Here is a 423-nt window from a genome sequence, read left to right on the forward strand (position 1 = left end):
GGCGGCAGCGGCGGCGGCGGTTCCGGTGGCTCTGGCGGCCAGGGTGGCGCCGGCGGCAGCAGCGGCAACTAAGCGCTGCTCGCACATGCCTCGATGGGGAAATGGCGGGCTACAAGAGCCGCGCCATTTCACCGTCGCAAACATCAAGCCCGGGCGAGGTGCCCGGGCTTTTGGGGTTTAGGCATTCTGGCTTCGGCGCTCGGCAAAAAGCGCGGTTAGCGGCAACGTTTGGGCCGAAGGCTCTCAGGTGCCGGAGAACTGGGCCGCGCGCGGTCCGGCTAGCGTCACCTGCCATGCGCTCTTGTTGTTGAAGTTCTGGCTGGCGAGGAAGGTGTATCCGGTGCTCGACCAGGGCTTTACGCTGCCTGCGAGATTGTCGAGCACATAGTCGCCGGACTTCAGGCGGGCAAGCAACACGACGTG

General features: G+C 65.7%; 1 protein-coding gene. It reads right to left on the reverse strand.

Annotated features, from left to right (window positions below; all coding sequences use genetic code 11):
- Positions 1 to 243 precede the first annotated feature (243 nt).
- The coding region (locus ACCD05_RS31805; protein ID WP_413397657.1) for a transglutaminase-like cysteine peptidase at positions 244 to 423 on the reverse strand (180 nt) is incomplete at its 5' end.

The organism is Rhizobium sp. Rhizsp42, assembly GCF_047304155.1.
Taxonomy (GTDB): domain Bacteria; phylum Pseudomonadota; class Alphaproteobacteria; order Rhizobiales; family Rhizobiaceae; genus Rhizobium.